The sequence below is a fragment of the Streptomyces sp. NPDC043685 genome, from assembly GCF_056436585.1.
In genome coordinates this window covers 115085-133909 of record NZ_JBWKCH010000014.1, presented here as the reverse complement: position 1 = coordinate 133909, position 18825 = coordinate 115085, and the positions used below count along the sequence as shown (strand labels likewise).

Here is an 18825-nt window from a genome sequence, read left to right as displayed (position 1 = left end):
GTGCATGACCGATGTGGTGGATTCCGATGAGTTGCTGCGGCGCATCCAGCGGGCGAGGGAGTGCGCGGCGCAGGAGGAACAGACGTGGCGGACCAGGAGCGAGGAGCTGGAGGCGACCGACCCGCAAGGGGCCCGGGACGCGACCGTGCGGCGGATGTCGTACGAGGCGGTGCTGCGGGTGCTGGACGAGATCGTGAGCCCGGGCAGGCACGCTCCACAGGGCTGACCGGGTGGCGGCCGGTGCCGGTGGCGGCGGGTCCGGATTGCTCGGGCACACGTCGGGAACCCGGTGCACATGACAGCCGACCACACGCAGGCACCGGTTCTGGAAGCCCTGGACGAGTACCGACGCAAGGGGCGTCTGTCCTTCACGCCGCCCGGGCACAAGCAGGCCCGGGGGGCTGATCCGGCGGTCCGGGAGATCCTCGGCGACGCGGTGTTCCACGGGGACGTACTGGCCTCGGGTGGTCTGGACGACCGGCTCACCCGGGGCCGGGTGCTGCAACGGGCCCAGGAGCTGATGGCCGACGCGGTGCACGCCGAGCACACCTTCTTCAGCACCTGCGGGAGTTCCCTGTCGGTGAAGGCCGCGATGCTGTCGGTCGCGGGGCCGCACGAGAAACTGCTGGTCGGCCGGGACGCCCACAAGTCGGTGGTGGCAGGGCTGATCATCTCCGGTATCGAGCCGGTGTGGGTCGAGCCCCGCTGGGACGCCGAGCGCAAGCTGGCCCACCCCCCGTCCGCCGAGGAGTTCGACCGGGCCTTCGACGCCCACCCGGACGCGCGCGGCGCGCTGGTCACCAGCCCGACGCCGTACGGGGGCTGCGCGGACCTGCGGGCGATCGCCGAGGTCTGCCACCGCCGCGCACGGCCGCTGATCGTCGACGAGGCGTGGGGCGCGCATCTGCCGTTCCACCCCGATCTGCCGTCCTGGGCGATGGACGCGGGGGCGGACATCTGCGTGACCAGCATCCACAAGATGGGCAGCGGTCTGGAGCAGGGCTCGGTCTTCCACCTCCAGGGCGAGGTGGTGCCGCCGGAGCTGCTGGGGATGCGCGCGGATCTGCTGGGCACCACCAGCCCCTCGGTGCTGATCTTCGCGGGCCTGGACGGCTGGCGACGGCAGATGGCGCTGCGCGGCGAGGAACTGATGGGCGGTGCGCTGGACCTCGCGGCCGGTGTCCGGGCCGCCATCGAGGAGATCGACGGGCTGCACGTGAACGGCCGGGACGACTTCTGCGGTCCGGGCCTGGCCGACGACCTCGACCCGCTGCCCGGTGTCATCGACCTCACCGAGCTCGGGATCACGGGCTTCCAGGCGGCGGACTGGCTGCGCGAGCACCGGCACATCGACGCGCATCTGGTGGACCACCGCCGGATCGGCGCGCAGATCACCCATGGCGACGACCGGGAGACCACCGGACAGCTGCTGGAGGCGCTGCGGGACCTGGTACGGGCCGCGCCGGACCTGCCCCGGGCGCCGCGGGTGGAGGTGCCCTCCCCCGCGCAGTTGCGGATGGAGCAGGCGGTGCTGCCCCGTGACGCGTTCTTCGGCCCGGCCGAGGCGGTTTCGGTGAGCGAGGCGGCGGGGCGCGTCGCGGCCGAGATGATCACGCCCTATCCCCCGGGCATCCCCGCGGTCCTGCCCGGGGAGCGCCTGACCGAGCCGGTGCTGGCGTATCTGCGGACGGGGCTTGAGGCGGGCATGCACCTGCCCGACCCCGAGGACCCCGGGCTGGAGAAGGTCCGGGTGCTGGCGGAGGACGCCGGGTGACCCGAAAGTGAAACGGGTCACGCAACCCGGTTTCGGGTGGCGCACCCACCCCCTGGATGGTTTACCGTTCATTCATACGTGGTGACGGAGTGGACCCCCCGTCCTCCGTCCGCCACCGTACTGCCCTGGCTGGTTTCCCCCGTCCAGCCAGGGCTTTTTCATGCCCGGGCGCGCTGTTCGAAGAAGTCTCGTACGCCGAGGTGCCCCAGGCCTCGGCAGCGGCTGAAATGGGCTTAGGGACAGCACCGCAGTCGACCGCCCGGCGAGGAGCTCCGCATGACCAAAGCGATCAAACTCCTGACCGCCCTGCCTCCGCCCCAGCGGCAGCGTCTGATGACGCTCGCCCGGGAGGTGTCCTTCCCCGAGGACACCCGCATCTTCGAGGCGGACGGCCCGGCCGACCGCTTCTGGGTCATCCGCTCCGGCGCCGTCTCCCTGGACCAGCAGGTGAACAGCCTGCAACGGGTGACCGTGGCCAGCCTCGGCGCGGGCGACCTGCTCGGCTGGTCCTGGCTGTTCCCGCCGTACACCTGGGACTTCGGCGCGGTGGCCTTCAGCCCGGTGCGGGCGTACGAGTTCGACGCGGCGGCCGTGCTGAAGCTGTGCGAGGAGGACCCGGAGCTGGGAGTGATGCTGGTGCGCAACGTCGCCGAGGTCCTCGCGCACCGGCTGGAGATGACCCGGGGCAAGCTGATGGAGCAGTACACACTGCACCGGCGCGGAGCCCTGTGAGACCTCAGACGCGGTAGCGCCGCAGCGCCGGCACGGCGGCGGCCAGCACGAGCATCACCGCGACGACGGCCAGTCCGCCGCCCGCGACGGCGGTGCGCGGGCCGAAGGCGGAGCCCGCCGTGCCGTGCAGCACGTCGGCCAGGCGCGGGCCGCCCGCCACGACGACGGTGAAGACGCCCTGCATGCGCCCGCGCATCTCGTCGGTGGCGGCGGACAGCAGGATCGCCCCGCGGAAGACCATGGAGACCATGTCGGCCACCCCGGCGAGGGCCAGGAAGGCCACCGCGACCCAGAGGTTGCGGCTCAGTCCGAAACCGGTGACGGCCATACCCCAGACGACCACCGCCGCGATGACCATCCAGCCGTGCCGCCGGGCCCGGGAGAAGGTGCCGGAGAACAGGCCGCCGAGGACGGCACCGATGGGGATGGCCGCGAAGAGCAGGCCCAGCGCGAGCCCTTCGCCGTAGGGGGCGTAGGTCTGCGAGGCGAGCTGGGGGAACAGGGCGCGGGGCATGCCGAGGACCATGGCGACGATGTCCGCGAGGAAGGACAGCAGCAGCACGGTGTGGCCGGAGATGTAGCGCAACCCGGCGGCGATCTCCTTCACGCCGGCCCGCCGCACCGCCGTACCGGCCAGGGGCGGCAGCGGGGGCAGCCGGTACACCGCCCAGACCGTCACGCACAGGGCCAGCGCGTCGATGAGGTAGAGCTCGGGCAGGCCGATGACGGGGATGAGGGCGCCCGCGAGCAGCGGGCCGGCCACCTGGCCGGTCTGCATCACGGTCGAGCCGAGGGCGCCCGCCGCGGGCAGTTCGTCCTCGGGGACCAGCCGGGCGATGGAGGCGTTGCGGGCCGGCGCGTTCAGACCCCAGAAGGCCTGCTGCACCGCGAGCAGCAGCATGAGCGCGGTCACCGACTCCAGCCCGGCGAACGCCTGGAGCCAGAACAGCAGCGAGGTGACGGCGATGCCGATGTTGGTGATCAGCAGCAGCTTGCGCCGGTCCATGGTGTCGGCGATCGCCCCGCCCCACAGCGCGAACACGATCAGGGGCACGAGTCCGGCCAGGCTCGCGGCGCCCACCCAGGCCGAGGAGCCCATGATGTCGTAGATCTGCTTGGGTACGGCGACGGCGGTGAGCTGGCTGCCGACGGCCGTGACGACGGTCGAGCTCCACAGCCGCCGGTAGGCGGGGCGGCGCAGGGGGCGGGTGTCCATCGCCCAGCGCCGTCGGCCGCGTCGCCGGGACGCCTCCGGTCCGGACTCCCGCTCTTGCGACGTGCTCTCGCTCGTGTCCACGCGCCGCTTCCTCGATGCTCGCTACATCTTTCCGGGCGGGGATCACTATCGCACCGGTCGCCGTGTGCGCGTCATCCGGTCTCAGCTTCCGGTGATCAGCACGACACCGAGCACGATCATGGTGGCCGCGACCAGGCCGTCCAGGACGCGCCAGGCGGCGGGCCTGGCGAGGAAACGGCCGAGCATCCGGGCACCGAAGCCGAGGGCGGTGAACCAGCACAGGCTGGCCAGCACCGCCCCGAGGCCGAACGTCCAGCGCAGCGGACCGTGGTCGGCGGCGACGGATCCGAGCAGGAACACGGTGTCGAGGTAGACGTGCGGGTTGAGCCAGGTCATCGCCAGGCAGGTGAGCACGGCCCGGCGCACCGATCCGGCCGCCTCGCCCTCCGTCCGCAGGGCGTCGCCGCCGGGCCGGAACACCCGGCGGGCGGCCAGGACGCCGTAGCCCAGCAGGAACGCGCCGCCGATCCAGCCGACCGCCGTCAGCGCCCCCGGCCACTTCACCACCACCGCGCCGACGCCGCCGACCCCGAGCGCGATGAGCGCCGCGTCCGAGAGGGCGCAGATGGCGACCACGGCGAGGACGGCCTGGCGGCGGATGCCCTGGCGCAGCACGAAGGCGTTCTGGGCGCCGATGGCGACGATGAGGGACAGTCCGGTGCCGAAACCGGCGGCGCCGGCGGTGAAGGTGCTGGTCATGGCGTCGACGCTACGGACCGCCCCGATCCGGGTCCAGCTAATGATTCTTACGTATCGTAAGCAGATGTGATGATGACCGATCTCCCCCTGGATCAGGTGCGCACCCTGCTGGCCGTGGTCGACGAGGGGTCGTTCGACGCGGCGGCGGCCGCGCTGCATGTGACGCCGTCGGCGATCAGCCAGCGGGTGAAGGCGCTGGAGCAGCGCACGGGCCGGGTCCTGCTGCTGCGGACCAAGCCGGTGCGGCCGACCGAGTCGGGCGCGGTGCTGGTCCGGCTGGCCCGTCAGGTGGCACGGCTGGAGCACGACGCCGCGGCGGAGCTCGGGCTGAGCGACGACGGCGAACCGGTCCGGGTGTCGGTCGCGGTGAACGCGGACTCGCTGGCCACCTGGTTCCTGCCCGTGCTCTCGCGCGTGCCGCGGGAACCGCGGGTCTGCTTCGAGCTGCGCCGGGAGGACGAGGACCACACGGCGGCGCTGCTGCGGGAGGGCGTGGTGATGGCCGCGGTGACCTCGTCGCCCGACCCGGTGCCCGGCTGCTCCGTGCGTTCGCTCGGGCGGATGCGCTACCTTCCCGTGGCCGCGCCGGACTTCGCCCGGCGCCACCTGAACGGGCCCTTGGCGCGGGTGCTGGCCGAGGCGCCCGTGGTGGTCTTCGACCGGCGGGACGACTTCCAGGACGGCTTCGTCCGCGGGCTCACCGAGGGGCGGAGCGGGGCGAGCGCGCTGCGCCATCACATCCCGACCTCGGAGGGCTTCGTCGAGGCCGTCGCCGCCGGGCTGGGCTGGGGCCTGGTGCCCAGGGCCCAGGCTGATCCCCTGCTGCGCGACGGCCGGCTCGTCGGCGTCGCCCCGGGCCGGACCGTCGACGTGCCGCTGTACTGGCAGCAGTGGAAGCTCGACTCGCCGGCGCTGGCGCAGGTGGCCCGGACGGTGACGGCGACCGCGGCGGAGGCGCTGTTGGCCTGACGCGCGGGCCCGCTCAGGCCCTTGCCGCCTCCAGCCGGGCCGCCGCGCTGTCCAGCAGCATCTCCAGGGCCGTCGGGTAGGCGCTCGTGAGCATGCGGGTGGCGAGCAGGGGCGCCGCCTCGGCGATGCGCGGATGGGTGGCGGCGGGCAGCTGGGCGTAGGTGGAGCGCCACATGTCCTCGTCGGCGTGGAGCGAGTCGCTGGGCAGGGCCAGCGAGGCGGCGTCCAGCGCGGCGAAGGCCAGGGTCTGGTCGATGAAGGCGTGGTAGATGCGCACGGTGTCGGGCAGCGGGAAACCGGCCGTGCGCAGGACGTCCAGGACGGTCTCGTCGGCGGCCAGCTCATGGGCCCGGCCCGTGACACGGTTCGTGGTGAGCAGGGCGGCCTGGGGATGGGCCAGATACGCGGCGTGGACCCGCAGCCCGAAGGAACGCAGGTCCGCCCGCCACTCCCCCGTCCGCCGCCAACCCTCCAGCGCCTGTCCGATGAGGGCGTCGCCGATGGCGAGGGTCAGGTCGTCCATGCCCCGGAAGTACCGGTAGAGCGTGCTCGGGTCGGCGTCCAGGGCGAGTCCCAGCCGGCGGGCGGTCAGTCCCGCGCTGCCGTGTTCGCGCAGCATGCGCAGCGCGGTCTCGACGATCAGCTCCTCGGACAGCACGGTGCCGCTCTTGGTGGGCCTGCGCCGACGGCGTTTCTCCTCGGGGACCACGGGCTTGGGCACGACGTGCTCCACCTATCTCCCTTATGCCAACGCCATTGACCTTATGACACGGGGCGGCGTTTCATCTGCGCAAGGACGCGTCATGTTCTTCGCAATCAGGGAGTTTTCTGTCATGCGTGTACTGCTCGTGGGCGCCGGTGGCGTGGGTGGGGCGATCACCCGGATCGCTGCTCGGCGGCCCTTCTTCGAGGCCATGGTCGTCGCCGACTACGACCCCGGCCGGGCCGGGGCCGCGGTCGCGGCGCTGGGCGGCGACGCCCGGTTCAGCGCCGAGCAGGTCGACGCGGGCGACGAGAGGGCCGTGGCGCGCCTGCTCGCCGAGCACCGCTGCGACGTCCTCCTGAACGCCACCGACCCCCGCTTCGTGATGCCGCTGTTCCGTGCGGCCCGGGCCGCGGGCGCCACCTATCTCGACATGGCGATGTCCCTGTCCCGCCCGCATGCCGAACGGCCCTACGAGGAGTGCGGGGTCAAGCTCGGCGACGAGCAGTTCGCGCAGGCCCCCGAGTGGGAGAAGGAGGGGCTGCTGGCCCTGGTCGGCATGGGGGTGGAGCCGGGCCTGTCGGATGTGTTCGCGCGCCACGCCGCCGACGAACTCTTCGACGAGATCGAGGAGATCGGCATCCGCGACGGCGCGAATCTGACCGTCGACGGCTACGACTTCGCGCCCTCGTTCAGCATCTGGACGACCATCGAGGAGTGTCTCAACCCGCCGGTCGTCTACGAGACGGGCAGGGGCTGGTTCACCACCGAACCGTTCAGCGAGCCCGAGGTGTTCGACTTCCCCGAGGGGATCGGCCCGGTCGAGTGTGTCAACGTCGAGCACGAGGAGGTGCTGCTCGTCCCCCGCTGGGTCGACGCCCGCCGGGTGACGTTCAAGTACGGCCTGGGCCGGGAGTTCGTCGAGACGCTGAAGACGCTGCACCTGCTGGGCCTGGACCGCACCGACCCGGTGACCGTGCCCGGCCCGGACGGACCGGTGGCGGTCTCGCCCCGGGACGTGGTCGCCGCCTGCCTGCCCGACCCCGCGACGCTGGGCGAGCGGATGCACGGCAAGACCTGTGCGGGCACCTGGGTGCGGGGCGTGAAGAACGGCGAAGCGCGCGAGGTGTACCTGTACCACGTGGTCGACAACCAGTGGTCCATGGCGGAGTACGGATCGCAGGCCGTGGTGTGGCAGACGGCGGTCAACCCCGTCGTCGCGCTCGAACTCCTCGCCACCGGCGCCTGGTCCGGGGCGGGCGTGCTCGGCCCGGAGGCCTTCCCGGCCCGGCCCTTCCTCGACCTGCTGACGGCCTACGGATCCCCCTGGGGCATGCGCGAGCAGTGAACGACTGTCCGGGAAGGCCCTGTTTCATCACGCATCGACAGGTGACCCGATAGGGAGCAAGCTCCTGAACGAGCACTTTCTACTGCGATGCAGGTGACTTCGATGGACAACTGGCGTGACCACGCTGCCTGTCGGCACGAGGACCCCGAGCTCTTCTTCCCGATCGGCACCTCCGGCCCGGCCTTGTTGCAGACCGAGCAGGCCAAGGCGGTGTGCCATCGGCGCTGCCCGGTGCAGGAGCAGTGTCTGCAGTGGGCGCTGGACACGGGGCAGGCCATCGGCGTGTGGGGCGGGACGAGCGAGGACGAACGGCGCGCCCTGAAGCGCCGCACGGCGGCCCGCCGCCGCACCGGCTGACACCGCGGTCCGCCGCCCCCGGGGACCCGGGACCTGACGCTTCGATCAGGTTCCGGGTCCCCGGGGGTTCGGCACGTTTCGGGGGTGGTGACCGAGTGCCAGGTCCGGGGGTTGCATAGCTCGGGGGCAGCGACCGGAAGCCCCTCGGACGCGCGCACCTGGTCCCGCGTTCCGCGGCGAGCTCCGGACGGCCTGATCGGGGCGGTGCGCCTTAGCCTCGGCGCAGCGGACCCCAGGGGTTCCCCTGCCGGGCCACCTCGGCCTTCGCCTCGTCGATCACCTGCTGGTCGATCCAGCACATCGGCCGGACGTCGACGACCAGCGGTTCGTTGTCGGGGCCGCGGGCGGCCTCCCGGCCGGCGAGCACCCAGGGGTGTACGCCGGGGCCCTTGTCGTGCGGCAGATGGCCGTAGTCGTGCAGGCGGCGGGCCACCCACACCCGGACCGGCCGCTCCTCCCACCAGTCCTCGACGTCGAGCGAATTGGCGGACAGGCCCGGCAGGGCGACGCCGGTCAGGTCGTCCTTGCTGGACGCCTTGCGGAGATCGATCTCCGGGCCGCGCGACCAGCGGACGTACAGCCCACGGTGCCGGTCCACGAGCCCGGCGAGTTCGTCGAGAGTGCGCACGACCGGCAGGTCGTCCGATGCACTCATGTCAAGACCTCCTTTCCTCGGCGCTGCCAGGCGATCGGAGTACCCACCCGGCACGAGCGGAACCGGCCGTTCGGCCGGGCGGTGACGGGCCGCGGCCGGGGTTACGCTCGCGGCACACCCGTACCACCGCAGAAAGGAGCCGAACATGAGCGTGCGCGTGCGCCGTGTCTACGACCCCGCCGACCCGCAGGACGGGGCGCGCGTCCTGGTCGACCGGCTGTGGCCGCGCGGGCTGGCGAAGGACGCGGCGCGGGTGGACGAGTGGCCGAAGGCGCTCACCCCGTCGACGGAGCTGCGCCGCTGGTACCACGCGGGTGAGGGCTCCTTCGAGGAGTTCACCGAGCGCTACGAGGCGGAGCTCGCCGCCGACGAGGCCGTCGAGGCCCTCGACGGTGTGCGTGACCTGGCCGCCAAGGGTGATGTGACGCTGCTGACCGCGTCGAAGACGCCCGAGCGGAGCCACGCCGCCGTACTGGCCCGCCTCCTTCAGGACTGAGGGACGGGCCGTTCAGCAGGATCAGGCGGTCTGCTTCGCCGCCGCCCGGCCGGCCGCCCGGCCGGAGAAGAGGCAGCCGCCGAGGAAGGTGCCCTCCAGGGCGTTGTAGCCGTGGACCCCGCCGCCGCCGAATCCGGCGACCTCGCCGGCCGCGTACAGCCCCTCGACCGGCTTGCCGTCGGTCCCGAGGGCCCGGGAGTCGAGGTCGGTCTGGATGCCGCCGAGGGTCTTGCGGGTGAGGACGTGCAGCTTGACGGCGATCAGCGGGCCGGCCGCGGGGTCGAGGATGCGGTGCGGGGTGGCGACGCGGCCGAGGCGGTCACCGATGTAGCGGCGGGCGTTGCGGATGCCCTGCACCTGGGCGTCCTTGGCGTAGGGGTTGGCGATCTGCAGGTCCCGGGCCTCGATCTGGCGCTTGATCGCGGCGGCGTCCAGGAGCGGCTCGTCGGTGAGGTCGTTCATCTTGGCGACGAGCTGTTCTATGCCGGCCGCCGTCACGAAGTCGGCCCCCTTGCGCAGGAACGCGTCGACCGGTCCGGGCGCGCCCTTGCCGAGGATGCGTTCCTTGAGGAATCCGGCGCGGTCCTTGGCGGTGATGTCGGGGTTCTGCTCGGAGCCCGACAGGGCGAACTCCTTCTCGATGATCTTCTGCGTGAGGATGAACCAGGAGTGGTCGTGACCGGCGATGTCCTCGGTGGTGCGCAGGTGCTTCAGGGTGCCGAGGGTGTCGTAGCCGGGCAGGTACGGACCGGGCAGGCGGCGGCCGAGGGCGTCGAACCACATCGAGGACGGTCCGGGCAGGATGCGGATGCCGTGCCCGGGCCAGATCGGGTCCCAGTTCCGCAGGCCCTCGGTGTAGTGCCACATGCGATCGCGGTTGACCAGCCGGACACCCGCCTCGGCGCTGATGTCGAGCATCCGTCCGTCGACGTAGGCCGGGACGCCGGTGACCATGTCCTTCGGCGGCGTGCCGAGGCGCTCGGGCCAGTGGCGGCGGACGATGTCGTGGTTGGCGCCGATGCCGCCGCTGGTGACGATGACGGCCTGGGCGGTGAGCTCGAACTCGCCGACGGGGTCGCGGTTGGAGGCGACCCCGCGGGGTGAGGTGTCCTCGGCGAGGAGGGTGCCGCGCACGCCCCGGGCGGTGCCGCCCTCGACGACGAGGGCGTCGACGCGGTGGCGGTGGTGGAAGGTGAGCAGGCCGTCGCGGGCGGCCTGCCGGGCGTAGCGCACGAACGGTTCGACGACACCGGTGCCGGTGCCCCAGGCGATGTGGAAGCGGGGCACCGTGTTGCCGTGCCCGTGCGCGGTGAGGTCGCCGCGCTCGGCCCAGCCGACGGTGGGCAGGAACGTGATGCCGTGCCCGTCGAGCCAGGACCGCTTCTCCCCCGCGGCGAACTCGACGTAGGCGCGGGCCCAGCGCACGGCCCAGGAGTCCTCGTCCTCCAGCCGGTCGAAGCCCGCGCTGCCGCGCCAGTCGCTCCAGGCGAGGTCGAAGGAGTCCTTGATGCCCAGACGCCGCTGCTCCGGCGACCCGACGAGGAACAGCCCGCCGAAGGACCAGAACGCCTGGCCGCCGAGGTTGTGGGCGTTCTCCTGGTCGACGAGGGCGACCCGCCGTCCCCGGCTGGTCAGCTCGTGCGCCGCGACCAGGCCGGCGAGGCCCGCTCCGACGACGATGACATCGGCATCCATGGCGACCGTTCCCTTCTTCAGTTCCGCGAGTGATCGAGGGTGCCGCTGCCATCGGTCAGCAGGGCCGTGAGCAGTTGCTTCAGCCAGGCGCGGGCGTGCTCCAGGTCCCGGTCCAGCAGCAGTTGCGCGGTGACGCCGTCGTAGGCGGCGACCACGGCGCGGGCGGCGCCGTCGGTGTCGCCCAGCACGGCGGGCAGGGGGGTGTGCCCGCGGGCCCGGGCGAGCCGCTCGGCGATCGCCCGCCGCAGCCGCGCGCGGTGTTCGAGCAGGCTGCGCGCCACCTCCGGGTCACGGGCGGCGTGCACGAGGAAGTCCGTCTTGACCAGCAGCCAGTCGCGGTCGAGGAGCAGCACACCGGTGACGCGGTCCACGGCGGTCGGCACGTCCAGGTCGGGCCCGTCGAGGGCGAGGGCCCCGGAGACCTGCTCCGCGATCAGGTCGGCCCGGTCCCGGTACAGGGCGAAGAACAGTTCGTCGAGGCTGGAGAAGTTGGAGTAGAAGGCCCCTCTGCTGTAGCCGGCGGCCTCACAGATCTCCTCGATCGAGACGTGCCCGAAGCCCTTGGCCGCGAAGACGGTGAACGCCGCGTCCAGGAGGTTGGCGCGGGTGTGAACCCGGCGCCTGGTCCCCCGCCCGGTGCCTGCTGCAGCCATGTCCGGCCCCCTTTCGATACAGGACTGTATTGGATACATCGGTGTATCGAAAGAGGGAGGTTCTCTATGGAACACATTTTCGATTTGGAGGTACGCTGGGCGTATGCACCTGCAAGGCTCCCTCTTCGACCAGGCCGATGAGCTGTGCCTCGGGTCTCTGGACGGGATCGGCCGCACCGAGCTGGGTTTCGGCGCGTGGATCGACGTGCTGCCGGGGTGGCTCAGGGGCTCGGACGCACTGTTCGAACAGCTGGCCGCCGACGTCCCGTGGCGGGCGGAGCGCCGCACGATGTACGACAACGTGGTCGACGTCCCGCGCCTGCTGGCGTTCTACGGCGCGGACGACCGGCTGCCGCACCCGGTGCTGGCCGAGGCACGGGACGCGCTGAGCGCCCACTACGGCGAGGAGCTGGGCGAGCCGTTCGCCACGGCGGGGCTGTGCTACTACCGCGACGGCCGGGACAGCGTCGCCTGGCACGGTGACCGGATCGGGCGCGGCGCGCGCGAGGACACCATGGTCGCGATCCTGTCCGTGGGAGCGCCCCGGGACCTGCTGCTGCGCCCGGTGGGAGGCGGCCGGGACACCGTGCGCCGTCCGCTGGGCCACGGCGACCTCGTCGTGATGGGCGGCTCCTGCCAGCGCACCTGGGAGCACTCGATCCCCAAGAGCGCGCGGGCGACGGAGCCGCGCATCAGCATCCAGTTCCGCCCGCACGGCGTGCGCTGACGGCGGACCGGACAAACCCGCCGCACGACCCGGCTGTCGGGTCCGCCGCCCGGGTCTGCTTTTCTTCTCCCGTCGAGCCGGTAGCAGGAATCACGGGGCGGGGCGAACATGCGGGCGGACGTACGGCACGTCGCGGACGGCACCTATCTGGTGCACGGCTCGAACACCAACTGGGTGATCCTCACGGAAGGGGACGCCGTCACACTGGTCGACACCGGCTACCCGGGGGACCGGGAGCAGGTGCTCGCCTCGCTGGCACAGGTGGGCAGTTCCCCCGAGGCGGTCGAGGCGGTGCTGATCACGCACGCGCACAACGACCACCTGGGCTCCGCCGAGTACCTGAGCGCCGCCCACGGCACGCCCGTCCTCCTGCACGAGGCCGAAGTGCCGCATGCCCGCCGCGACTTCCTGCACCAGGTGTCCGTCGGGACGGTGCTCAGGAACGGCTGGCGGCCCGGGGTGCTGCCCTGGGCGGTGCACGCGCTGCGCTCGGGCGGCACGGCCCACGTCCCGGTCACCGCCCCGCGGGCCTTCCCGGCGGCGGGCGCCCTGGACCTGCCGGGGCGTCCCGTCCCGGTGCACACCCCGGGCCACACCGACGGGCACTGCGCCTTCCACCTGCCCGGCACCGGGGTGCTGATCTCAGGGGACGCCCTGGTCAGCGGGCATCCCACCGCGCGCGTCCAGGGGCCGCAACTGCTGCCGGACATGTTCCACCGCGAGCGGGCCCGGGCCCTGGCTTCCCTGGACGTCCTGGCGGAACTGGAGGGCGATCTGCTGCTCCCCGGGCACGGGCCGGTCCACCGCGGTCCGGTACGCGACGCCGCGCACCGGGCCCGGGAACGCGCCCTTTAGAGTGAGGCGACGATCGGCGGCGAGACAAGGACACCGGGCGCATGGCACTGCAGATCAGCGCGACGAACCCCGAGCACCCCGCGCTCTTGCTGGAACTGCCCTGGGACCTGCCCCTGGAGACCTGGCCCGAGGAGTACCTCGTCCCGCTGCCGCGCGGCATCTCCCGCCACGTGGTGCGCTACTCCCGCGCCGGCGACGAGGTGATCGCCGTCAAGGAACTGGCCGAGCGGCCCGCGCTGCGCGAGTACGAACTGCTGCGCGACCTCGACCGGATCGGCATCCCGGCGGTGGACCCGCTGGCGGTGGTCACCGGCCGCACCGACGCGAGCGGCGCCCCGCTGGAGAGCGTCCTGGTCACCCGGCACCTGGGCGGCTCGATGCCGTACCGCTCGATGTTCGAGACGACCATGCGTCCGGCCACCATGCACCGGCTGATGGACGCCCTGGCGGTGCTCCTTGTGCGGCTGCACCTGGCCGGGTTCGCCTGGGGCGACTGCTCGCTGTCCAACACCCTCTTCCGGCGCGACGCGGGCGCCTACGCCGCCTACCTCGTCGACGCCGAGACCGGTGACCTGCACGCGCAACTCAGCCAGGGGCAGCGGGAGTACGACCTCGATCTCGCCCGCGTGAACATCAGCGGGGAGCTGCTCGACCTGGAGGCGTCCGGGGCGCTGCACCCCTCCGTGGATCCGATCGAGTTCGGCATGGAGATCTGCGCCCGCTACCGAGGTCTGTGGGACGAGCTGACCCGGGCCTCCGTCTACCCGGCCGGCAAGTACCACTACATAGAGCGCCGCATCCGACGCCTGAACGACCTCGGTTTCGACGTCGCCGAGATGCAGATCGAACACGCCTCGAACGGCGACACCGTCAGCTTCGTGCCCAAGGTCGTCGACGCGGGCCACCACCAGCGCCAGCTCCTGCGCCTGACCGGTCTGGACACGGAGGAGAACCAGGCCCGGCGGCTGCTGAACGATCTGGAGAGCTGGATGGCGACCCAGGACGACTACGCGCCCGGCGATCCTCTCGGAGCCCGCCCCGAGGTGCTGGCGCACCGCTGGGTGCGGGAGGTGTTCCGGCCGACCGTGCGGGCCGTGCCCCTCGAACTGCGCGGCGCGATGGAACCGGCGGAGATCTACCACCAGCTCCTCGAACACCGCTGGTACATGTCCGAGCAGGCCCAGCACGACATCGGCATCGAGACGGCGGTCGAGGACTACATCACCAACATCCTGCCCAAGGCGCGCAAGACGCTGCAGCCGACGACGGAGTGAGACGGCTCCCGGCCGTCACCCGTGCGGCACCACCGCCACCGGGCAGTCCGCGTGGTGCAGCATCCCGTGGGCCACCGACCCGATTCGGGCCCCGACGGCCGTGCGGTGGGCCCGGCGGCCGACGACCATCAGCTGCGCCGTCCCCGCGACCGACAGCAGAACCTGGCTCGCGCTGCCCATCTCCACGTGCTCCTCGACGGGCACGCCCGGGAAGCGCTCCCGCCAGGGCCGGACCGCGGCGGCCAGGCTCTTCTTCTCGTACGGCTCCAGTCCCCCGGCCTCGTCGAGCAGCTTCAGCGAGCCCGGGCTGTAGGCGAAGACGGGCGGCAGGTTCCAGGCCCGCACGACCCGCACGGTCGCCCCGCGCGCCGCGGCCGTCTCGAAGGCGAATCGCAGCGCGTCGGCGCTGTCCTCCGGGTCGCCCTGCTGGCCCACGACGATCTCCCGACCCCCGGCCTCGGACGAGGCGTCGTCACCGGCCCGGACGAGCACCACGGGCCGGGTGGCCGCGGCGAGCACCTGCTGGCCGACCGAGCCGAGCAGGAACCCGATGATGCGGCCGTGCCCGCGCGAGCCCAGCACCAGCATCTCGGCATCGGCCGCGGCGGCGACCAGGGTGTCGGCGGCCTCGCCCTCGATGACGTCGGTGGTCACCGTGAGGTCCGGGTGCCGCTCGGTGACGGTCCCGACGGCCTCGGACACCGCGCTGTGCACCCACTCGGCCTGGCTGTCCGCGTCCCCCTCGATCCCCGCCTGGAGCGCCTCCCGCTGTTCGAACCGCCAGGCGTGCACCACGTGCAGCGGCCGGTCGCGCCGCACCGCCTCCCGCGCCGCCCAGGCCAGGGCCGCGAGGCTCTCCTGCGATCCGTCGACCCCTGCGGTGATCGGGCGTGTCATCCCGCTGCCTCCCTTGTCACGATCACTACGTGCGCCGCCCAGTCTTCCCTACGCCGGACGGGCCGATCGGAACCGATCTCCGTATCGGAGCGCGGCACGACGATCGAACATACGATGGGCGGAGGTCGGCGCGGTGCTCCGGGACGCCGTGCCGTGAGTCGACCGCCCGGTGTGGGGGACGCATGGCACAGGCCGCCGATACGGCGCGGACCGTCATCATGACCGTGGACGACGACCCCGGGGTGTCCCGGGCCGTCGCCAGGGACCTGAGGCGGCGCTACGGCGCGTCGTACCGGATCGTGCGGGCGGAGTCCGGCGCGTCCGCTCTGGAGGCGCTGCGGGAGCTCAAGCTGCGCGGCGATCTCGTGGCCGTCATCCTGGCCGACTACCGGATGCCGCAGATGAACGGCATCGAGTTCCTCGAACAGGCCCTGGACGTCTACCCGGGGGCGCGGCGCGTGCTGCTGACCGCGTACGCGGACACCAACGCCGCGATCGACGCGATCAACGTCGTGGACCTCGACCACTACCTGCTCAAGCCCTGGGACCCGCCCGAGGAGAAGCTGTACCCGGTCCTGGACGATCTGCTGCTGGCATGGCGCTCCAGCGACTTCCGGCCCGTGCCCAGCACCAAGGTGGTGGGGCACCGCTGGTCCTCGCGCTCCTCGGACGTGCGGGAGTTCCTGGCCCGCAACCAGGTGCCCTACCGCTGGTACTCCTCCGACGAGCCGGAGGGGCGGCGGCTGCTGGCCGCGGCCGGCGAGGACGGGATGCGCCTGCCGGTAGTGATCACACCGGACGGCACCCCCCTGGTCGAGCCGGAGCCCGTCGATCTCGCCGCCCGGGTGGGGCTGGCGACCACGCCGACGGCCGACTTCTACGACCTGGTCGTCATCGGCGGCGGCCCGGCCGGGCTCGGCGCCGCGGTCTACGGTGCCTCCGAGGGGCTGCGGACCGTGCTGGTGGAGCGGTCGGCGACCGGCGGGCAGGCCGGCCAGAGCTCCCGCATCGAGAACTACCTGGGCTTTCCCGACGGGGTGTCGGGCGCACAGCTCACCGACCGGGCGCGGCGGCAGGCGGCGAAGTTCGGCGCCGAGATCCTCACGGCGCGCGAGGTGACGGCCCTGGAGGTCAACGGCGCCGCCCGGATCGTCCGGTTCTCCGACGGCTCGGCGCTCGCCGCGCACAGCGTGATCCTCGCGACCGGGGTCTCCTACCGGCAACTGGCGGCGCCCGGCTGCGAGGACCTCACCGGGTGCGGGGTGTACTACGGGTCGGCCCTGACGGAGGCCCCCTCCTGCCAGGACCAGGACGTGTACATCGTCGGCGGCGCCAACTCCGCCGGGCAGGCGGCGATGTACCTGTCCCGGGGCGCCAAGTCGGTGACGCTGCTGGTGCGCGGCGCGTCGCTGGCGGCGTCCATGTCGCACTACCTGATCCAGCAGATCGAGGAGTCCCCGAACATCCAGGTGCGCACCCGCACGGTCGTCGAGGAGGCACACGGCGACGGCCACCTGGAGCGGCTGACGCTGCGGGACGTGGACAGCGGGCACACCGAACAGGTCGACGCGCAGTGGGTGTTCGTCTTCATCGGCGCGGCCCCGCTGACCGACTGGCTGGACGGCACGGTGCTGCGGGACGAGCGCGGGTTCATCCTCGCCGGGCCCGATCTGACCGCCGACGGACGCCCGCCGCAGGGCTGGGAACTGGACCGGCCGCCCTACCACCTGGAGACCAACGTGCCCGGGGTGTTCGTGGCGGGCGACGCCCGCTCGGAGTCGGCGAAGCGGGTCGCGTCGGCCGTCGGAGAGGGAGCCATGGCCGTGATGCTCGTCCACCGGTACCTGGAGCAGTCATGAGCGGGCAGTCGGCGCCGTGCAGCCCGCGGGAGATCGGCTCCCTGTTCCTGTTCGAGAAGCTGACGCCCGAGCAGCTGGGGCGGCTGTGCGCCGAGGGGCGCGTGGAACGCTTCGAGCCCGGGCCGGTGTACACCGAGGGCGAGCCCGCCACCTGCTTCTACGTGATGCTGGAGGGCACGGTGGTGCTGTACCGCCGGGTCGGCGGGGACGACGTGGAGGTGACCCGGACCTCGCAGCGCGGGGTGTACGCCGGCTCGATGCAGGCGTACCTGGGCGACCGGGTGCGGCAGGTCTACAACAACTCCATGCGCGTCACGGAGCCGACACGGTTCTTCGTGCTGCCCGCCGACACCTTCGCGGAGATCATGCAGGAGTGGTTCCCGATGGCGGTGCACCTGCTGGAGGGGCTGTTCTTCGGTTCGAAGAGCACCCAGCGGGCCATCGGCCAGCGCGAACGGCTGCTGGCGCTCGGCTCGTTGTCCGCCGGTCTGACGCACGAGCTGAACAACCCGGCCGCGGCGGCCGTGCGGGCGACGTCGACCCTGCGGGAGCGGGTCGGCAAGATGCGCCACAAACTGGCGGTCATCGCCCAGGGTTCGTACTCCCCCGAGGTCATGGCCAACCTCATCGACATCCAGGAGCGCACCGCCGAGCGGGTCGCCAAGGCGCCGGTGCTCAGTCCGCTGGAGGCGTCGGACCGGGAGGACGCCGTCGCCGACTGGCTGGACGACCAGGGCATCCCCGAGGGGTGGCGGATCGCGCCGACGTTCGTCCAGGCCGGTCTCGACGTGGACTGGCTCGACCAGGTCGCGGCCGCCGTCGACGAGGAGATGCTGCCGAGCGCGATCGGCTGGCTCAACTACACCGTCGAGACCGAGCTGCTGATGGACGAGATCCACGACTCCACCACGCGCATCTCGCACCTGGTGGACGCGGCGAAGCAGTACTCGCAGCTCGACCGGGCGCCCTTCCAGAACGCCGACGTGCACGAACTCCTCGACTCCACCCTGCTGATGCTGTCCGGGAAGATCGGCAGGCGGATCAGGGTCGTCAAGGACTACGACCGCACGCTGCCGAGGATCCCGGCGTACCCGGCGGAGCTCAACCAGGTGTGGACCAACCTGATCGACAACGCGGTCTCGGCGATGAACAGCGCGGGCGGGGAAGGGACGTTGACCGTTCGGACGGCGCGGGAGCACGACCGGGTGCTGGTGGAGTTCCGGGACACCGGCGTCGGCATCCCGGCCCAGGACCGGGAGCGGATCTTCGATCCCTTCTTCACCACCAAGCCGGTGGGCGAGGGGACCGGGCTCGGGCTCGACATCTCCTGGCGGATCGTGGTCAACAAGCACCACGGCGGCATCCGGGTGGAGTCGCGGCCCGGTGACACGCGTTTCCAGGTACTGCTTCCGCTGACAGCGGTCGAGGAGGAGTCGGCATGAGTGACGAGAACGGGATCGACCCGCAGGTGCCGCCGAGCGGCAGCGGGTGCGCCGAGTGCGACGCGGCCGGGGGCTGGTGGTTCCATCTGCGCCGGTGTGCGCAGTGCGGGCACGTGGGGTGCTGTGACAGTTCGCCGGCGAAGCACGCGACGGGGCACTTCCGGGACACCGGGCATCCGTTCGTGCAGAGCTTCGAGCCGGGCGAGGACTGGTACTGGAACTACGAGACGAACGAGTTGTACGAGGGCGGGCCGGAGCTGGCCGGGCCGGTGAGTCACCCGGCCGATCAGCCCACGCCGGGGCCTGCGGGGCGGGTGCCCGCCGACTGGGCGAAGGTGCTGCGCGCCTAGGAGCCCGAGGCTGTCATGTCCCCGCGCTGCTGAAAGAGAAGGT

At 72.2% G+C, this 18825-nt stretch carries 20 protein-coding genes; 13 read left to right on the top strand and 7 right to left on the bottom strand.

Translation table 11 applies throughout. The features are described 5' to 3' along the window. The first annotated feature begins 4 nt into the window (after nucleotides 1-4). The 3 genes from AC0665_RS35750 to AC0665_RS35740 all read left to right on the top strand — a co-directional run bounded on the left by AC0665_RS35750 (nucleotide 5) and on the right by AC0665_RS35740 (nucleotide 2506). Nucleotides 5-226: a hypothetical protein gene (locus AC0665_RS35750; protein WP_468406282.1), complete on the top strand. Its 222-nt coding sequence runs from the start codon at nucleotides 5-7 to the stop codon at nucleotides 224-226. A gap of 69 nt (nucleotides 227-295) precedes the next feature. Further along, on the top strand, nucleotides 296-1774 hold the full coding sequence (locus tag AC0665_RS35745) for an aminotransferase class I/II-fold pyridoxal phosphate-dependent enzyme (protein ID WP_478706624.1): 1479 nt from the start codon (nucleotides 296-298) through the stop codon (nucleotides 1772-1774). A 276-nt stretch (nucleotides 1775-2050) separates the two neighbouring features. Continuing rightward, a complete protein-coding gene (locus tag AC0665_RS35740; protein ID WP_366053552.1) occupies nucleotides 2051-2506 on the top strand; it encodes a cyclic nucleotide-binding domain-containing protein in 456 nt (151 codons plus the stop codon). 4 nt (nucleotides 2507-2510) lie between these two features. Here AC0665_RS35740 and AC0665_RS35735 read toward each other — a convergent pair whose 3' ends face one another. Next, nucleotides 2511-3803: an MFS transporter gene (locus tag AC0665_RS35735; RefSeq protein ID WP_478706623.1), complete on the bottom strand. Its 1293-nt coding sequence runs from the start codon at nucleotides 3801-3803 to the stop codon at nucleotides 2511-2513. An 81-nt stretch (nucleotides 3804-3884) separates the two neighbouring features. Further along, nucleotides 3885-4502 carry a LysE/ArgO family amino acid transporter gene (locus AC0665_RS35730; RefSeq protein ID WP_478511228.1) on the bottom strand — a complete coding sequence of 206 codons (618 nt, stop codon included), beginning with the start codon at nucleotides 4500-4502 and terminating at the stop codon, nucleotides 3885-3887. 69 nt (nucleotides 4503-4571) lie between these two features. Here AC0665_RS35730 and AC0665_RS35725 point away from each other — a divergent pair, with 69 nt between their 5' ends. Next, the gene (locus AC0665_RS35725) at nucleotides 4572-5471 is read left to right on the top strand and encodes a LysR family transcriptional regulator ArgP (protein WP_478706622.1); all 900 of its coding nucleotides are present in this window, start codon (nucleotides 4572-4574) and stop codon (nucleotides 5469-5471) included. 13 nt (nucleotides 5472-5484) lie between these two features. On the opposite strand, the gene AC0665_RS35720 is transcribed toward AC0665_RS35725, so the two are convergent. After that, nucleotides 5485-6192 carry a TetR/AcrR family transcriptional regulator gene (locus AC0665_RS35720; protein ID WP_478706621.1) on the bottom strand — a complete coding sequence of 236 codons (708 nt, stop codon included), beginning with the start codon at nucleotides 6190-6192 and terminating at the stop codon, nucleotides 5485-5487. 112 nt (nucleotides 6193-6304) lie between these two features. Here AC0665_RS35720 and AC0665_RS35715 point away from each other — a divergent pair, with 112 nt between their 5' ends. Together AC0665_RS35715 and AC0665_RS35710 are read left to right on the top strand one after the other, a co-directional pair. After that, nucleotides 6305-7522, top strand: coding sequence for a saccharopine dehydrogenase family protein (locus tag AC0665_RS35715; protein WP_478610591.1), 1218 nt, complete (start codon nucleotides 6305-6307; stop codon nucleotides 7520-7522). 102 nt (nucleotides 7523-7624) lie between these two features. Beyond that, nucleotides 7625-7879, top strand: coding sequence for a WhiB family transcriptional regulator (locus tag AC0665_RS35710; RefSeq protein WP_468406270.1), 255 nt, complete (start codon nucleotides 7625-7627; stop codon nucleotides 7877-7879). A 211-nt stretch (nucleotides 7880-8090) separates the two neighbouring features. Here AC0665_RS35710 and AC0665_RS35705 read toward each other — a convergent pair whose 3' ends face one another. After that, complete coding sequence (locus AC0665_RS35705; RefSeq protein WP_478610592.1) at nucleotides 8091-8534, bottom strand: DUF6098 family protein; 444 nt, start codon at nucleotides 8532-8534, stop codon at nucleotides 8091-8093. A gap of 145 nt (nucleotides 8535-8679) precedes the next feature. Here AC0665_RS35705 and AC0665_RS35700 point away from each other — a divergent pair, with 145 nt between their 5' ends. Further along, the gene (locus AC0665_RS35700) at nucleotides 8680-9030 is read left to right on the top strand and encodes a DUF488 domain-containing protein (protein ID WP_468639165.1); all 351 of its coding nucleotides are present in this window, start codon (nucleotides 8680-8682) and stop codon (nucleotides 9028-9030) included. Between the two features lie 21 nt (nucleotides 9031-9051). Here the strand turns inward: AC0665_RS35700 and AC0665_RS35695 are convergent, their stop codons facing one another. Together AC0665_RS35695 and AC0665_RS35690 are read right to left on the bottom strand one after the other, a co-directional pair. After that, entirely contained in the window at nucleotides 9052-10725 is a 1674-nt protein-coding gene (locus AC0665_RS35695) for an FAD-binding dehydrogenase (protein ID WP_478706620.1), read from the bottom strand. Between the two features lie 17 nt (nucleotides 10726-10742). Then, nucleotides 10743-11378 carry a TetR/AcrR family transcriptional regulator gene (locus AC0665_RS35690; protein WP_478706619.1) on the bottom strand — a complete coding sequence of 212 codons (636 nt, stop codon included), beginning with the start codon at nucleotides 11376-11378 and terminating at the stop codon, nucleotides 10743-10745. Nucleotides 11379-11481: 103 nt separating this feature from the next. Here AC0665_RS35690 and AC0665_RS35685 point away from each other — a divergent pair, with 103 nt between their 5' ends. The 3 genes from AC0665_RS35685 (at nucleotide 11482) to AC0665_RS35675 (ending at nucleotide 14234) form a co-directional block, all read left to right on the top strand. Beyond that, a complete protein-coding gene (locus tag AC0665_RS35685) occupies nucleotides 11482-12105 on the top strand; it encodes an alpha-ketoglutarate-dependent dioxygenase AlkB (protein WP_478610599.1) in 624 nt (207 codons plus the stop codon). A gap of 108 nt (nucleotides 12106-12213) precedes the next feature. Next, the gene (locus tag AC0665_RS35680) at nucleotides 12214-12960 is read left to right on the top strand and encodes an MBL fold metallo-hydrolase (RefSeq protein ID WP_478706618.1); all 747 of its coding nucleotides are present in this window, start codon (nucleotides 12214-12216) and stop codon (nucleotides 12958-12960) included. Nucleotides 12961-13001: 41 nt separating this feature from the next. Then, nucleotides 13002-14234 carry a DUF4032 domain-containing protein gene (locus AC0665_RS35675; protein WP_478610602.1) on the top strand — a complete coding sequence of 411 codons (1233 nt, stop codon included), beginning with the start codon at nucleotides 13002-13004 and terminating at the stop codon, nucleotides 14232-14234. 15 nt (nucleotides 14235-14249) lie between these two features. Here AC0665_RS35675 and AC0665_RS35670 read toward each other — a convergent pair whose 3' ends face one another. Then, nucleotides 14250-15131 carry a universal stress protein gene (locus AC0665_RS35670; RefSeq protein ID WP_468406254.1) on the bottom strand — a complete coding sequence of 294 codons (882 nt, stop codon included), beginning with the start codon at nucleotides 15129-15131 and terminating at the stop codon, nucleotides 14250-14252. Nucleotides 15132-15313: 182 nt separating this feature from the next. Between AC0665_RS35670 and AC0665_RS35665 the strand changes: the two genes are divergently transcribed. The 3 genes from AC0665_RS35665 to AC0665_RS35655 are packed head-to-tail and all read left to right on the top strand — an operon-like array spanning nucleotide 15314 to nucleotide 18782. Then, complete coding sequence (locus AC0665_RS35665; RefSeq protein WP_468639156.1) at nucleotides 15314-16990, top strand: NAD(P)/FAD-dependent oxidoreductase; 1677 nt, start codon at nucleotides 15314-15316, stop codon at nucleotides 16988-16990. Then, on the top strand, nucleotides 16987-18432 hold the full coding sequence (locus AC0665_RS35660; protein ID WP_478706617.1) for an ATP-binding protein: 1446 nt from the start codon (nucleotides 16987-16989) through the stop codon (nucleotides 18430-18432). Before AC0665_RS35665 ends, AC0665_RS35660 begins: the two co-directional genes overlap by 4 nt. After that, entirely contained in the window at nucleotides 18429-18782 is a 354-nt protein-coding gene (locus AC0665_RS35655) for a UBP-type zinc finger domain-containing protein (protein WP_478610607.1), read from the top strand. Before AC0665_RS35660 ends, AC0665_RS35655 begins: the two co-directional genes overlap by 4 nt. Nucleotides 18783-18825 lie beyond the last annotated feature (43 nt).

Coding starts and splice junctions, on each gene's coding strand:
- AC0665_RS35750 (WP_468406282.1), top strand. CDS start 5: ATGACCGATGTGGTGGATTCCGATGAGTTGCTGCGGCGCATCCAGCGG.
- AC0665_RS35745 (WP_478706624.1), top strand. CDS start 296: ATGACAGCCGACCACACGCAGGCACCGGTTCTGGAAGCCCTGGACGAG.
- AC0665_RS35740 (WP_366053552.1), top strand. CDS start 2,051: ATGACCAAAGCGATCAAACTCCTGACCGCCCTGCCTCCGCCCCAGCGG.
- AC0665_RS35730 (WP_478511228.1), bottom strand. CDS start 4,502: ATGACCAGCACCTTCACCGCCGGCGCCGCCGGTTTCGGCACCGGACTG.
- AC0665_RS35725 (WP_478706622.1), top strand. CDS start 4,572: ATGATGACCGATCTCCCCCTGGATCAGGTGCGCACCCTGCTGGCCGTG.
- AC0665_RS35715 (WP_478610591.1), top strand. CDS start 6,305: ATGCGTGTACTGCTCGTGGGCGCCGGTGGCGTGGGTGGGGCGATCACC.
- AC0665_RS35710 (WP_468406270.1), top strand. CDS start 7,625: ATGGACAACTGGCGTGACCACGCTGCCTGTCGGCACGAGGACCCCGAG.
- AC0665_RS35705 (WP_478610592.1), bottom strand. CDS start 8,534: ATGAGTGCATCGGACGACCTGCCGGTCGTGCGCACTCTCGACGAACTC.
- AC0665_RS35700 (WP_468639165.1), top strand. CDS start 8,680: ATGAGCGTGCGCGTGCGCCGTGTCTACGACCCCGCCGACCCGCAGGAC.
- AC0665_RS35695 (WP_478706620.1), bottom strand. CDS start 10,725: ATGGATGCCGATGTCATCGTCGTCGGAGCGGGCCTCGCCGGCCTGGTC.
- AC0665_RS35690 (WP_478706619.1), bottom strand. CDS start 11,378: ATGGCTGCAGCAGGCACCGGGCGGGGGACCAGGCGCCGGGTTCACACC.
- AC0665_RS35685 (WP_478610599.1), top strand. CDS start 11,482: ATGCACCTGCAAGGCTCCCTCTTCGACCAGGCCGATGAGCTGTGCCTC.
- AC0665_RS35680 (WP_478706618.1), top strand. CDS start 12,214: ATGCGGGCGGACGTACGGCACGTCGCGGACGGCACCTATCTGGTGCAC.
- AC0665_RS35675 (WP_478610602.1), top strand. CDS start 13,002: ATGGCACTGCAGATCAGCGCGACGAACCCCGAGCACCCCGCGCTCTTG.
- AC0665_RS35670 (WP_468406254.1), bottom strand. CDS start 15,131: ATGACACGCCCGATCACCGCAGGGGTCGACGGATCGCAGGAGAGCCTC.
- AC0665_RS35665 (WP_468639156.1), top strand. CDS start 15,314: ATGGCACAGGCCGCCGATACGGCGCGGACCGTCATCATGACCGTGGAC.
- AC0665_RS35660 (WP_478706617.1), top strand. CDS start 16,987: ATGAGCGGGCAGTCGGCGCCGTGCAGCCCGCGGGAGATCGGCTCCCTG.
- AC0665_RS35655 (WP_478610607.1), top strand. CDS start 18,429: ATGAGTGACGAGAACGGGATCGACCCGCAGGTGCCGCCGAGCGGCAGC.